The organism is Sorangium sp. So ce1504, from assembly GCF_051521635.1.
Lineage (GTDB): Bacteria > Myxococcota_A > Polyangia > Polyangiales > Polyangiaceae > Sorangium > Sorangium cellulosum_B.
On record NZ_CP150365.1, the window covers coordinates 12,774,532 to 12,787,013 of the forward strand.

The 12,482-nt window shown below is 69.8% G+C and carries 12 protein-coding genes and 1 pseudogene; 4 read left to right on the forward strand and 9 right to left on the reverse strand.

Annotated features, from left to right (window positions below):
- Window positions 1-14: 14 nt before the first annotated feature.
- Window positions 15-1,235: a leucine-rich repeat domain-containing protein gene (locus WMF39_RS48175; RefSeq protein WP_437743165.1), complete on the forward strand. Its 1,221-nt coding sequence runs from the start codon at window positions 15-17 to the stop codon at window positions 1,233-1,235.
- A gap of 236 nt (window positions 1,236-1,471) precedes the next feature.
- On the opposite strand, the gene WMF39_RS48180 is transcribed toward WMF39_RS48175, so the two are convergent.
- The 3 genes and pseudogenes from WMF39_RS48180 to WMF39_RS48190 all read right to left on the reverse strand — a co-directional run.
- Window positions 1,472-2,296, reverse strand: coding sequence for a hypothetical protein (locus tag WMF39_RS48180; RefSeq protein WP_437743166.1), 825 nt, complete (start codon window positions 2,294-2,296; stop codon window positions 1,472-1,474).
- Window positions 2,297-2,448: 152 nt separating this feature from the next.
- The gene (locus tag WMF39_RS48185) at window positions 2,449-3,852 is read right to left on the reverse strand and encodes an RNA polymerase sigma factor RpoD/SigA (RefSeq protein WP_437743167.1); all 1,404 of its coding nucleotides are present in this window, start codon (window positions 3,850-3,852) and stop codon (window positions 2,449-2,451) included.
- Window positions 3,853-4,055: 203 nt separating this feature from the next.
- A pseudogene (locus tag WMF39_RS48190) lies at window positions 4,056-4,307 on the reverse strand (DUF3175 domain-containing protein); the annotation flags it as partial.
- 408 nt (window positions 4,308-4,715) lie between these two features.
- Here WMF39_RS48190 and WMF39_RS48195 point away from each other — a divergent pair.
- Complete coding sequence (locus WMF39_RS48195; RefSeq protein WP_437743168.1) at window positions 4,716-4,925, forward strand: hypothetical protein; 210 nt, start codon at window positions 4,716-4,718, stop codon at window positions 4,923-4,925.
- Between the two features lie 140 nt (window positions 4,926-5,065).
- Here the strand turns inward: WMF39_RS48195 and WMF39_RS48200 are convergent, their stop codons facing one another.
- Genes WMF39_RS48200 through WMF39_RS48210 form a run of 3 tightly spaced genes read right to left on the reverse strand, consistent with a single transcriptional unit; the run spans window position 5,066 to window position 7,300 of the window.
- On the reverse strand, window positions 5,066-5,629 hold the full coding sequence (locus tag WMF39_RS48200) for a DUF2795 domain-containing protein (RefSeq protein ID WP_437743169.1): 564 nt from the start codon (window positions 5,627-5,629) through the stop codon (window positions 5,066-5,068).
- Between the two features lie 22 nt (window positions 5,630-5,651).
- A complete protein-coding gene (locus WMF39_RS48205) occupies window positions 5,652-6,779 on the reverse strand; it encodes a DUF2795 domain-containing protein (protein ID WP_437743170.1) in 1,128 nt (375 codons plus the stop codon).
- The gene (locus WMF39_RS48210) at window positions 6,776-7,300 is read right to left on the reverse strand and encodes a dienelactone hydrolase family protein (RefSeq protein ID WP_437743171.1); all 525 of its coding nucleotides are present in this window, start codon (window positions 7,298-7,300) and stop codon (window positions 6,776-6,778) included. The genes WMF39_RS48205 and WMF39_RS48210 overlap by 4 nt, the downstream gene beginning before the upstream one ends.
- Window positions 7,301-7,690: 390 nt before the next feature.
- Between WMF39_RS48210 and WMF39_RS48215 the strand changes: the two genes are divergently transcribed.
- A complete protein-coding gene (locus tag WMF39_RS48215; protein ID WP_437743172.1) occupies window positions 7,691-8,185 on the forward strand; it encodes a DUF2267 domain-containing protein in 495 nt (164 codons plus the stop codon).
- A gap of 103 nt (window positions 8,186-8,288) precedes the next feature.
- Here WMF39_RS48215 and WMF39_RS48220 read toward each other — a convergent pair whose 3' ends face one another.
- Together WMF39_RS48220 and WMF39_RS48225 are read right to left on the reverse strand one after the other, a co-directional pair.
- A complete protein-coding gene (locus WMF39_RS48220; protein WP_437743173.1) occupies window positions 8,289-9,032 on the reverse strand; it encodes a BON domain-containing protein in 744 nt (247 codons plus the stop codon).
- A 107-nt stretch (window positions 9,033-9,139) separates the two neighbouring features.
- Window positions 9,140-10,402 (reverse strand): sodium:calcium antiporter, encoded by a 1,263-nt coding sequence (locus tag WMF39_RS48225; protein ID WP_437743174.1) that lies wholly within the window; start codon window positions 10,400-10,402, stop codon window positions 9,140-9,142.
- A 690-nt stretch (window positions 10,403-11,092) separates the two neighbouring features.
- Between WMF39_RS48225 and WMF39_RS48230 the strand changes: the two genes are divergently transcribed.
- The gene (locus tag WMF39_RS48230) at window positions 11,093-11,569 is read left to right on the forward strand and encodes a DUF6184 family natural product biosynthesis lipoprotein (protein WP_437743175.1); all 477 of its coding nucleotides are present in this window, start codon (window positions 11,093-11,095) and stop codon (window positions 11,567-11,569) included.
- Window positions 11,570-11,884: 315 nt separating this feature from the next.
- Here the strand turns inward: WMF39_RS48230 and WMF39_RS48235 are convergent, their stop codons facing one another.
- Entirely contained in the window at window positions 11,885-12,472 is a 588-nt protein-coding gene (locus WMF39_RS48235; protein WP_437743176.1) for an archaemetzincin family Zn-dependent metalloprotease, read from the reverse strand.
- Window positions 12,473-12,482 lie beyond the last annotated feature (10 nt).

The following is a 12,482-nucleotide window of genomic DNA, read 5'->3' on the forward strand; positions in this document are numbered from 1 at the left end:
TACCATCGCGGCCGATGGCAGGCATCGCGAAGTCGCTGCGCGCGGCGTTGAAGAGCCCCTCCGGGGTCCGGAGCCTCAAGCTCACCAAGGTCTCGGGCGACGCCGACGTCGCGGGGATCTCGCGCCTGCCGGACCTCGTGCTCCTCGAGATCTCCGTCACCGGTGAGGAGATCCCGCGCGAGGTCTTCCGGATCCCGGGGCTCACGCACCTGACCGTGGGCGGCCGCTCGATCACCGGCCTGCCGCCCGAGATCGCGAATTGCGCGGGGCTGAAGAAGCTCGACGTCCGCGGTCACCGCATCGCCGCGCTGCCGCGCGAGATAGGTCAACTCCCGCGCCTCGACTCGCTCTACGTCGACGGCAACGCGCTCACCTCGCTCCCCGCCGAGATCTCCGAGCTCGCCTCGCTGGAGACGCTGTCCGCCGGCAACAACCTGCTCGGCGCTCTCCCCGACGAGATCACCCGCCTGCCGAAGCTGCGTGACCTGTCCCTCGAGACCAACCGGTTGACCGCGCTGCCTCGCGAGCTCGGCCGCCTCGCCGCGCTCGACGCGCTGGCGCTCGACAAGAACGCGCGCATCGACGCAGCGCCCGCGGGAGAGCTCTCCGCGCTGCGCACCCTCGGCCTGCGCAGCTGCAAGCTCGCCGACCTGCCCGCGAGCCTCGCGAAGCTCGACCGGCTCGAGGTGCTCGCGGTCGGGAACAACCCGTTTCCTCGGGTACCGGGGGCGATCCGTCCGCTCACGAGCCTTCGAACGCTGTACCTGTGGGGCGCGAAGCTCACCGAGGTCCCCTCCTGGCTCGGCGGGCTCACGCGCCTGACGCTGCTCGAGCTCGAGAAGAACGCGCTCACGTCGCTGCCGCCGGAGATGGCCGCGCTCACCGGCATGGAGGAGCTGCGCCTGGAGAGCAACGCGTTCGACCACGTGCCTTCCGCGGTGTTCGCGATGACCTCGCTGCGCAGGCTGTTCTTGATGAACAACCGGATCTCCGAGCTGCCCGCGGGCGTGAACGCGCTGACGAGGCTCGAGCGGCTCGACGTGACGGGCAACCCGCTCGAGAGGCTGCCGGCGGACCTGAGCGCGCTCTCGAGGCTCTCCCGGCTGGAGCTCCCGCAGGGCGCGCTCACGGGCGCGTCGGTGCGTGGCCAGATCGCGAGGCTGCCGCCCGTGGGCGAGGTGTGGTTCGGCAACCCCGTGTATCGCGCGGTCGCTCGAGGCGGGCAGTGGTGTTGAGGGCGCGCGAAGCGGGGAGGCCGCCAGATCGCCGTCGCGCTCGGGGCCGATGAGAGATAGGACCTGGCGAAGTCGACAATCCGTTTTCGGTTCTGCCCGAAGAGTTATGGGCTCTTTCGAAGCGAGCGTGGCTTCACCTGGATGGTGAGCAGCTCGCGCAGATCCCAGAAGCCGTGCGAAAGCGAGGGAAGCCGACGCTGCAGGTCGTGTGACCCTTCACATCGAACAGCTCACTCCTAGCCGCTCGGATCGAGCTGCACGCCGACGGTCCACGCGGCGCCGCCCACCTCGTCCTTCACGGTGATGCGCCCCGTCGCGGCGTCGAGCTCGAGCGCCGGATCGCCGCCGTTCGAGGTCGTGTTCCCGTCGTGGACGCGGACGACCTGGTCCCCCTCCACCGTGCACTCCGAGACGCCGGTCGTGCCCGCGCCGTAGAGCATGCGGCCGGCGCACGCGAGGCGCGTGAGGCACTTGCCGCCGCGCGGGAGCGGCGAGACGAGCAGCGCGCACCTCTGGCCCACCTTCACCGGGCTCGGTCCCGTGGACTCGGTGACGAGCGCGGACCGGCGCAGCGCTTTCCGGGTCGCGTCGAGGAGCGCCTCCCCCGCGACGGGCAGGCTCTGGTAAGCCAGCGTGAACTCGACGCGGTACGCGGGCGCCGAGTCGCGCCAGACGGCGCCCGCCTTGCGGATGCTGTCGAGCGAGACCTCGGCCCGCTCCCCGGCGCGCGAGCCCTTGTCCTGGTACGAGAGGGCATAAGCATAGGTGCCAGGCTCAGGGCCGGAGTCGTCCTCCACGCCGGCGCTGAACATCGACATGCCGTTCAGCGGATCGCTCGACCGGTAGATGGGCTTGCCGCCGCAGAGGACCCGGAGCGCGGGCACGCGGATGTCGTCGCCCGAGCTCGCGAGCTCCGCCTCGACGGTGCACGCCGCGCCGGCCGCGAGGGGGAGCCCCGTGGCGCGCGTGACGGTCGCCTTCCAGGTCGCGGTCGCGGCCCGCGCCGGCGCCTCGCGAGCCGGCGCGGCCGGCTCCGGCGGCGCCTGCGCTGGCTCGGGCACCCGACGCGCGCTCCGCCGGAGGGTGGTGTCCGAACAGGAGGTTTGCCGACCGCTGCGAGAGGCGCACGACCGCAGCGCGTCACGGCATGACAACACCGGCCCGGAGCGCCGTTGTCGGCCCCCCCCGTGTCAGAGGCCGTGCGCCCCGATCCTCACTGGGCGAGATAGCATCCGAGCTGCCTCTCCTTCGACCTGGCCTTGAGCTTGCGCAGCGCGTTCGCCTCGATCTGGCGGATGCGCTCGCGCGACAGCGACATCGACGCGCCGATCTCCGCGAGAGTGAGCTCGGGCGCGCCGTCGAGCCCGAACCGGCGCCGGAGCACGTCCTGCTCGCGCGGCGTGAGCTCGTCGAGCAGCTCCGTCGTCTGCGCGCGCATCCGGCTCTCGGCGACCTGCTCGTCAGGCGCCGGCGCGCTCGGGTCGGGGACGAAGTCGCCGACGCACGTGTCGCGGTCCTCACCGGCGGGGGCGTCGAGGCTGATCGGCGCGGGCGCGAGCCCGTCGACGAGCTCGATCCTCGCCCGCGAGAGGCCGGTCCGCTCGAGCAGCTCATCGCTCTCGGGCTCGCATCCGTGCTCCTGGACGAGCGCGCGCCGCGCGCGGAGGAGCTTCCGGCGGCTCTCCTCCATGTGCACCGGCACGCGGATGGTCTGCGCCTGATCGGAGATCGCACGCGCCAGCTGCTGCTTGATCCACCACGCGGCGTAGGTGCAGAACCGGACGCCGCGGCGAAAGTCGAACTTATCGGCCGCGCGAATCAGGCCGATGTTGCCCTCCTGGATGAGGTCGTGGAGCGACAGGCCCGCGTGCGGGTACCTGGTCGCGAGCTTGACCACGAGCGGCAGGCACGACGCGACCAGCTCGGCCCTGGCGAAGTCGGCCATCCGCCGACCCTCCTCGATGGCTTCGAGGGGGGCACGCCCGGCCCCGCCCGTCGCCGGGGCTGCCCGGAGGGCGCCGACGACCCGGTCGAGGACACGGCGGCGCAGCCGAGCGCGCTCGAGCCCGGAGGCGAGCGCATTGCGGTCGCGCTGTCGCGACCGGCCAGCCTCGAGCTCCTTGGCAAGCGTGCCGGCGCGCTCGATCAGGGCGGCGAGCCAGGGCCCGGTCTGCTCGCTGGCGGCGTCCTCCTCCTCGTCGGCGGTGCGGAGGACGTTGTGCGTGCGCAGCTTGTGCGCTGCGAGCTCCTCGCCGATCCTGGCGAGCTCGCGGAGCGCGACGGACGAACCCACCAGCGCACGCAGGATGACTGCCTCCCCCTCCTCGATACGGCGGGCGAGCGCGACCTCGTCCTCGCGCGTGAGGGCGGCACGCCTGCCGAAGCCGCCGAGATAGAGGCTCGCGCCCTCGCGCGAGGGCGTCATGGCGCGGCGCGGCCGGGCCACATCCATGGTGCTTCGCGAGCGCGGCGCGGCGGGGGTGCGTCGGCGCGGCTCGCCGGATGCTTCACGTCGGATACGTCGGATACGGCTGTTGTCGGTGTCGAAAATGGAAACGGGCTGTCTCATCGTGGGTAGTTTGCACGCATGCGCAGCGTCGAGGTTGCGGCGGAGCATGCGCGGGCTCTCTCTCGTCCGACGCTCTACGCCGCAATGCATGATAACCACGTGAACGCCTCGCGAAAGGCCCCTGCGCGGTGGGCGCGAGCGAGGTGTGCGGCGACCGCTGCGCAAGCGGACGGCCACAACACCGCGCACCCCCAGCACCCCCAAGGTCGTTTCTGGGGGTCAGGTCCTCGGATGGCAATGGGACGAGGCGCCCTGCCCGCGCGGTTGATGTAGAACGTGAGCATGGCCATCGCCGAGCGGAACGGGTCCGCCTTGCGACGGCGGCTCCGGTCCGCGGAGCGCTTCAACGATTCGGCAATCGCACGCGGGCTGCGCTTCTTGAAGACACCGGGTTCGAGATCGAGCGCGTGGCTGGTCTCGGTCACCCGGCGTGACCACCGATGAGCTGGTGCACGCGTCGGGCCGCTCGATGATTGCGTTCTGCGGGTCGACTTGACTGCCATCGTCGTCGCCAGGCGCAAGCTTCGTGCGCGGTGGCGCCCTGCTTGCATCAAACGGCAGCGTCAGGTGCAGCCATGGCGCAAGAGGCCGCCAAGCCGCCCGAGAAGAGACGGCCAAAGCACCTACGCAGCCCTCTGAGAGACGTTGCGCCGAGCCCTCCCAGGGTGTGCCTGCGCGGGATGATCGAGAGCAGATGCCGAAGGCCGAGAAGGACCGCTCGCCCGCGCCGCCCGGCGAGAGATCGACCCACGTGCCCAAAGGGGCGCCTCAGGGTGAGCAAGAGCCGCGCGGCGGGCGCGACCGGACCGAGGGACGGCGCCGAAGCAGCACCGAGCAGGCTCACGATTCGACGAGGTCGGATCTGGCACGGCGGATGCTCGACATGAGATCTTGGTGCGAAGGCGATTCCGATGCAACAGGCGATCTGGACCCTGGCGAGCCTGACTCCTGAACAGGAGCGGCTGCTCAAGGAGGCGGAGGGGGCGCTGAACAGCGGAGTGCTCCTCGCTTTCGAGCGGCGCGACGTGACCCCGACCGAGCTCACGCCGAGCCAGATCGAGTGCCTGACGGGTTTGGAGCAGAAGCTCGGGCTGGTCGTCGTCGCGCTCCGGTCCGGCTGAACGGCTGGAGCGCTGCCCAGGGGATTTCCCGGCCACGTTTCCGATGTTCCTCCGCCGTGTCCGTTCCCCGTGCCCACACCCGATCCATTCCGACATGGACGGCTCGGCATCCGATCGAGGTGGATAACGCTTGGGTGGCGCTACAGGATCTTCCCGACCTCCATTTCGACATCTGCCATGTTCGTGTAGCGACGCTGTGGGAGCTTTTGGAGAACCCGCAGGATCCCCTCGGGATCGGCGAGGCGGGAGTGGTTGTGCTCGGCGTGTGCGAGCAGCTCGGCCTTGGATTTCGGGAAATCGATGCCCCCGAGCATCTTCGCCACCGCCGCCGCGGAGACGGCCTCGGTCGCAGCCGCGCGCCCGCCGCGTCGCCCGGGTGGCTCCGACGCAGCAACGTCTTCGGCCGACCGGGGACGTCCCGGCGCCATGGCCTCTCCGAAAGCCACCCCGACCTCGGCGGCGTCCCGGTAGACGCGGTCAGGGAGGATAGCGAGGGCGTCCAGCACCGCCGACCCCGGAGGGAGTCGCTGCGAGGCGTACGCAAGGAGCTCGGGCTTCGGCTTGGGGAACTCGATGCCCGTGAGCGCCTCTTCGAGATCGGCTGCGCTCGTCGCGCGGGGCGGGTGGGAGGCGGCCATGTGCCGCTCGTAGCGGGACTTCTGCTCGAAGCCCTCGCCGCACAGCTTGCAGACGAACTGGGCCATTGGAGACCTCCTTCAAGCGCGGTCAGCGAACCCGGCCGAGGCCAGCGGCGACGTCCGCCATCTTCTCGTACCGGCGATCAGGGAGATGGCTCAGGACCGCGATCGCCTCTTCGGGGTTGTCGATCCGATCGCCGTGCTGTCGGGCGTACGCGACGATGCCGGCCCGGTTCTTCGGGAAGTCGATCCCGGCGAGCAGCTTGGTGATGGCCGCCGCGGAGGGCGCGCGCTTCGCCGCTGCGGCACCGCCGCGCTTGCCGGCCTTGGAGGGTGACGTCGAAGGCGGCAGCCGGCGCACCTCCTCGCCGCCCGCGCGCTCCCCGCCGTCCCCCGTCTCAGCGGGTGGCACATCGACCATCGAAGGGAAATCGCCCGTGAGCAGCGGCTTCACGCGCTCGCGCTCGCAGTGGAGCCGGAGCTCCCGGCAGACCTCGGCCGTACTCAGCTTCTTGTCCTCGGTGTCAATCCGGACGCCGAGCTCCTCCTCGACGTCCTCGGCATGGGCGGCGAGGAGCAGGATCTGCGTGTTTTCATAGTCGAGGAGCGCCGGTTCTTCGACGTCGATCCACCGCCGCGCCCCGAACTTGCCTCGAAGGTGCTTCGGGTACGCAGGAGGCGCGTGCGCCGACGGAGCTCCGGGCGTCGCGACCTCGGGGTTCTTGACCGCAACGACGTAACCTGCCTCTTCTTTGATCTCGAACTCTTCCTGGGCAGGACCCGGCTCTTTCGGCAGCTCGAGCGCATAGGCGAGCTCGGTGTGGCGTTTGTACTTGAGGAGCTGGTACTTGCCCTCGCCCACGGGGGTGGCCGCGCCGACGACCCGCTCGCCGCGTGTCTCGCTCGCATATTCGACGGCGCCGAGCCCGCGCCGGATGTCCTGGGGATTCTTCGACGTGAGGACGTTCAACGCCCAGTTGCGCCCGCGCGGGTGCCGCGCGCCCCGCTCCATCTCGGGCAGCCTCTTGCTCCCCACGACGAAGAGCCGGTAGACCCTCCTCGGCCGCTCGGGCGCGAGCACCATGTAGAACCGCTGGACGTCGCCGCGGCCCCGCACTTCTTCAGCCCCCACGCGCGGCCGGTAGAAGAAGAAGATGTCGCCCTGCTCCAGGATGTGGGCGCCTGCTCTGGAAGGCGTAGCCGCCGAATCGATCATGAGGCGGCGCGCTCGATGCGCTCCCGCGCCAAGTGCTGCCCGAACCAATCGCGCGCGAGCTTGGCCACCCGATCGAGCGCGCCCGGCTCCTCGAAGAGGTGGGTGGCACCAGGCACGATCTCCAGCCGCTTCTCACAGGCGAGCTCGGCCGAGGCTCGGCGGTTGAGCTCGATCACCATGTTGTCACGCCCCCCGACGATGAGCAGCGTCGGCGCGTGTACGCTCGCCAGCGCCGGGCCCGCCAAGTCGGGCCGACCGCCACGGGAGACGATGGCCCGCACGAGATCGGGGTCCTCGGCTGCCGCGACCAAGGCAGCCGCGGCCCCGGTGCTGGCGCCGAAGTAGCCGAAAGGCAAACGGCTCCCCTCGGCATCCTGGCGAAGCCATCTGGCCGCGCCGAGCAGGCGGTTCGCGAGGAAGCCGATATCGAAGCGCAGGTGCGCCGTCTCCTCGTCGACCTCCTCCTCCGCCGGGGTGAGCAGGTCGAGAAGCAGCGTCGCCAGCCCGCCGTCGCGCAGCACCGCGGCGACGAAGCGGTTGCGCGGACTGAACCGGCTGCTCCCGCTGCCATGCGCGAACAGTACGGCGCCACGAGCGTCTGGAGGGACGCTCCAGCTCCCGGCGAGTGTCGCCCCGCCGGCCAGGATGACGACCTCCCTCTCGAGCGCATCGCCGTCTGAGCTCGTCTTCATGGTTCCCTCCGTCCTCTGCCCTCTGCCCTACCTGGACCCAACGCCCTGGAACGCAAGCCCGCTCGCCAAGGTTTGCTGCGGCCGCCGCCGCCCGACTCATCGATGGCCCGGACGGCGCGAGCGCACCCTCGAAATCGGCACGGCCCGGGATGACGCCCCCTCGGGACAGCCTCATGTGACCTGTGCCTCATGTGACCTGTGATCGAAAGGAGGTTTGTCGTGTCCAGCCGAGAACCCACTGCCGCTCCCCCCATCGACGCGAAGGGCAACGCACCCCTGGACAGCGCGGAGCAACGCCTGTTGCGAGAGATCGTCGACGTGACCGAGCTCGCGCCGGCGATTGACGTGTCGGACGCGCTCCAGGCCGTCTTCGAGCCGCTGCTCGCCCGGCTGAGCCGCGGCCAAGCTCGGGCCCTGCTCGCCACGTTCCCCGAGTCCGTCCGCCGTCGGTTCGAGCCGGCAATGTCGAGCCGGGGCGAGGAGGGTGAGGCGTTCGGCGCGGACGAACTCTTCCGGCGCATCGGCGACCGCCTCCGCGTAACCCCTGACGAGGCCCGGCAGGTCGCCGGCGGCGTGATCGCCGCCGTGCACCGCACGTTATCCAACGAGGAGGTCGCGCAGGTCGAGTCGCAGCTGCCGCACGACCTGAAGAACATCTGGAGAGCGGGGCCGGCGCGACGCAAGCACAACCCGGCCGGGAACCGCGCGGCCTGAAGTCCGATGCCGGTGCCCTGCGACGCGAAGGCGTGGAAGACAGCAGAGGTCGGGCACGGCCGTATGGGGGGCCTCCCACGGGATCCATGGAGTCGCGGAGGGTCTACGGCACGAGGGCGGAGGGCGGGACGACTTGAATCTGGTTTTCGACGTCCTCCACGCCCAGCATGCACCAGGCGTCGCGCTCCGCCGCAGACTTCTGCGCCTCACTCGCCGCCGTGCCGTACAGCGTCACGACCGAGCTCTGCGTCCTGGCGCCGATCGCGACGGCATCAACGAGAGGATCCCGCTCGTGCGCGAGCCGGATCGCCTCGGTGATCTGATCGTCGTTGTCCTCCTCCGGCGGAACGACCTCGAGGGCATTGACCACGTCGCGGCTGCCCGGCACCCACCACGCGAGTAGCCCGGCGAGGCGCTTGTGGGCCAGACTCGGCACCGAGCCGTCGAGCGTCACCACCGCATCCTTCGCCGATGCCTCGATCGTGCCGCGGGCCGTTCCGGCCGGGATGCGCGCGGTCTCGACGACAACCCCCTCGCGGGTGCGTACGGCACACTCCTCGAACGCGCACTCTGCGAGCATCGCGTCCTTCACGTGAACGCGGATCGCGTCATCGTTCATGTGCGCGGCGGGCCGGACGCGGAGCTGGTCGTCCACCCAGCGGACCCCGGTCACCGCCGCGGCTTCCTTCAGAGCACGCTTCTTCGCTGCGATGTCCGGGACCTCGCCCTGCAAGGTGAGCACGCCGTCAACGTCCTCGATGCGGATCGCGAAGCGATCGGGGTCGCAGCGCAGCGCTCTGCCGAGGGCGGCGCGGACCTGCGCAAGCCGCCTTTTGTCGTCGTTCATGCTCCTCCGCTCCTCATCACATCACGGCGGCCGTCGGCCTCCGGTCAGCGCCGCGTTCAGAACAATTTCTGCCGGCCATCATGGATCAGCTTGGTTTTCGTCGCAGATCACCTTCTCCGGGAGAGGCAACGGTCGCGCCGAACGCACCGGCCGAGGACGGCGATGTGCGCGATCGTGCCCCCCACGCCCGGGCCAGCCACCATCGTGCAGAGCGGACGCATGCGCAGAGGGGACACATGCGGCCTTGACTCCTCGACGCGGGCTGCCTGACTCCCAGAAGAGCCTCGCGCGTGCGGTTCCTTGAGCCGATAGAGGAGCCCGAATCCGGCGATCGTCACGAGAAGCACCGCGATGGAATCGAGGCCCATCCGCGCGATCGACCGCTTCGATCGCTGGAGGAGCCCAACCATGTATATCGACGTCACGACGATCGCCAGCAAGGTGGCAACGAGCGAGAATCGTGGCGCCTCATTGAGCACGGGCCCGCCGGGATAGATCGCGTCGGCGACAAAAACGAGCATCGTCGAGAAGAGGTTCGTTCCGAACGCGTCGGAGAACGCCATCTCGTACTGTCCCAAGCGGGCGGCGGAGATAGTTGAGCTGATCTCAGGCAGCGATGTTGCGAGACCACCGAGAAGCAGGCCGGCGAAGCTGGCGCCAGCGCCCGTTTGCGAGCCGAGGGCATCGGCGGTCCGCGTCAGCATGAATCCAGCGACCAAAATCGCCGCCCCGGAACCGATCGTGGAGAGAGCGATCGCGCGGGTCGACTTGTGCTCTGCGCGACGGCCATCGCGGGGGTCCGGGGGGACTTCGCGACGCACGGAGTCTGAAGCTTGAACACGCGGGAGCTCGGGATGCCACGGCTCCTTGTATTGAGAGCGCTTGATGAGCACGACTGAATACGAGTAGAGCGCAAGGAGCGCCGTCGTCCAGGCGCCGACGCCGTACACGGCGATATCGCCGACGGCCAACCCCAGAGCGGTGACTGTGAGCACGAGGGTGACCAGCGCGCCCTGTACGAGGACGACCGGTTTTCTGACGTCCATCGACAGCGGCTCGGAGCCGACAGCGGCATCGGTCACGGCGAGCGAAGCCATCGTGAAGGTGATCCCACCGAGCAGGGTGGTGATCGCCAGCGGCGCGCTCTTCATCATCGAAGTCGCCGTGACCGTCGTCGTGAGCTCGGGCAGGGAGACGGTGCCGCCGAGGAGGACGACCCCAACCAGCGCCTGTCCCGCGCCGGTTCGTTCGGCGATGATCTTGCCGTAGCGCGCTAGGCGCGTGCCGGCGAGCCACACGACCGCCGCGCTCAGAGCGAACAGCGCGAAGTTGAACCCCACGGGGTTGTGCTGGAGGTTTCGCAGATCCATCGCGCCTCTGCGTCGCGAGACGACCCGTCCGGTGGTGCTTCAGCCGGGCCCTCCCGCCTCGCTCGCCCGAAAGCCGTGCGGCCACCGCCACGCGCATCAACCTCGGACGCCCAGGGCCGAGGCGCAAGCTCGTCACGCCATCGCGCTCACCGCACCGAGCCTCGAACAGCGCCGTGCCCGCCTCTCCGCAATGGGGGGTACCCGGCGCGGCGCGTCCTTTGCTTCACTCAACCGCGGTGCTCCATGGGAAACGAAGCGCAAGAAACGGTCGTCCTCATCACGGGTAGCAGCGGGCTCATCGGATCCAGCTCGTCGAGGCATTGGCGTCTGACTACGTCGTCATCGGGGGAGCATCTCCCGCTTGCAGCATCGCTCCGTCGCTCGTCACGCCCGGCTTGCATGGCGGCAACGGAGGCACATACCTCATCGCAGTTCGAGGCTGTGGCGGCGTCCGCGGTCCGGCGCCCCCTGCCGGTCGATCCCTGCCCCGCAGATCGCACCGCGGTGTCCGGCGCGATGACAGCCGAGCACGGCGCCGGCAGAGGCACGTTAATCGCAAGGGTGTTGGGGCAACTTGCGAGAAGACAGCACGCGGACGTTCCGATCCGCGTGCCGGGCCGGTCGGTGTTCGACGCAGCCGACGGCGAGACGGTCGAGGGCGACGCCCATCGCGCGACCTAGGCGCGTTGGATGGCGCCCGATCTGCACGATCGGGCTGATCGGGAGGAAGAGATGATGCGAACGAACCATGGGAGATCGATGATGGGCCTCCTCCTCGCGGCGGGGGTGCCCCTGCTCATGGCGGCGTGCACGCGAGAAGAGAGGGCGCTCGGGACCACGCCCCCGCCGGGCGCCCCTCAGGTCGAACCGCGGGCGACGACCGTCAGCGCGGTTGACAGCATCGTGGCGGCGCGGTGTGACCGCGAGGCACGGTGCAACAATATCGGCGCCGACCGGGAATATGCGAGCCAGGAGGCCTGCGCCACCAGGATTCGAGCCGAATGGCGTGACGACCTCAACTTCGCCGAGTGCCCAGGCGGCATCGATTCCAAGGAGCTGACCGAGTGCCTGCAGGAAATCCGAAATGACGACTGCAACAATCCGTTCGACACCCTCGGCCGGATCGTCGCTTGCCGCTCGAGCGACCTCTGCCAAGCCACTCAATAGCTGCGCTTTCGCGCGCGGAGGCGAGCGGGGCACGCAGAGCGGTCATGGGATGTGAGGCTGCCAGTGCGACGGGGCGGACGCGGAGCCGGTCATCATGACCTTGATCGCCCCATCGTCATCGTCCGGGCTGTGCCACGCGGGCCGGTCTGTCGAGCCTGCTCTTGCACTCGAGCGCGGCGATCGAACAGGCCGCTGAGCGCATCGGAACGAGGATCTTGCGGATGAGCGGTATCGAAGGCTCCATCGACCCGCGAGGCTACGCGCGTGCCCCGCGGGTCGTACACTGCTCTCCGCGAACCGAAGGGCGCAGCGGCGTCATGGGCCTCGGGCGCGAGCCAGCGCCACGGCATGCCGCGAGCAGAAGCCGGTTCCCTTACGGTCGCTCTCGGCGAGCGTGTTCGAGAACCACATCACGCAGCGCGGGTCGTCGCAGTGGCCGAGGCCGTACGTATGTCCCAGCTCATGGATCGCCTCGGTGGCCGCTCGACGTTCGAAGAGCTGTTGCGCCTCGGTGCCAGCTCCGTCCGGATGGATCCGCCGCAGCGAGAACACGGCGACCTGGCGAGCGGCGTCGGCCTGGCCGAAGACGAAGTTCAGGTCCGGGGCGTAGAGGTCCACGTCGCAGACGCCGAGCAGCCGTTCCCATTCCGGCCGGCGGGCGGGCGCCAGTTCATCGAGGATCGCGGTCGACAGGTGCTGCCGGCGGCGCGCGTTCCAGCCACGATCGGGGAGCGGCAGGGGCGACACCACGACCACCTCCGACCGAAATGCGCCCCCCAGCAGCGGTATCAGCCTGGCGATCGCCCCCGGCTCGACCGAACCCAACGGTGCGACCGCGATGACCGCCGAGGGCGGCGGCTCCGTCGCCCCGTCCTCGGTTGCGCGCAGAATGCCGAAGATCAAGATGACCCGT